At 66.4% G+C, this 432-nt stretch carries 1 protein-coding gene; it reads left to right on the top strand.

All coding sequences use genetic code 11. The features are described from left to right. Positions 1 to 18 precede the first annotated feature (18 nt). On the top strand, positions 19 to 432 hold a 414-nt coding region (locus tag JHD82_RS29070), incomplete at its 3' end, for an ATP-binding cassette domain-containing protein (protein WP_307838131.1).

Below are 432 nucleotides of genomic sequence, written 5' to 3'. Positions count from 1 at the left end.
GGCCAGGGTAAGCCCCTGATCGAGATGCGCGAGATCTCGATCGCCTTCGGTGGCATCAAGGCGGTCGATGGCGCGAGCGTCGACCTGATGCCGGGCGAGGTCGTCGGCCTGCTCGGCCATAACGGCGCCGGCAAATCGACGCTGATCAAGATCCTCTCGGGCGCCTACAAGGCGGATTCGGGCCTGATCCGGGTCGACGGGGAGGAGGTCACGGTCTCAAGCCCGCGCGACGCCAAGCGCCACGGCATCGAGACGATCTACCAGACGCGCGCGCTCGCCGACAATGTCGACGCTGCCGCCAATATCTTCCTCGGCCGCGAATTGCTGACCGGCTGGGGCACGCTCGACGACGCGACAATGGAGTCCGAGACCCGCAAGGTGATGGGCCGCCTCAACCCGCATTTCCGGCGCTTCAAGGAGCCGGTAAAGGCC

The sequence above is a fragment of the Delftia sp. ASV31 genome (genome assembly GCF_016428765.1).
GTDB lineage: Bacteria > Pseudomonadota > Gammaproteobacteria > Burkholderiales > Burkholderiaceae_C > Comamonas > Comamonas acidovorans.
Note: the sequence above shows the minus strand (reverse complement) of the source record. Positions and strands in the feature narration are given on the sequence as shown.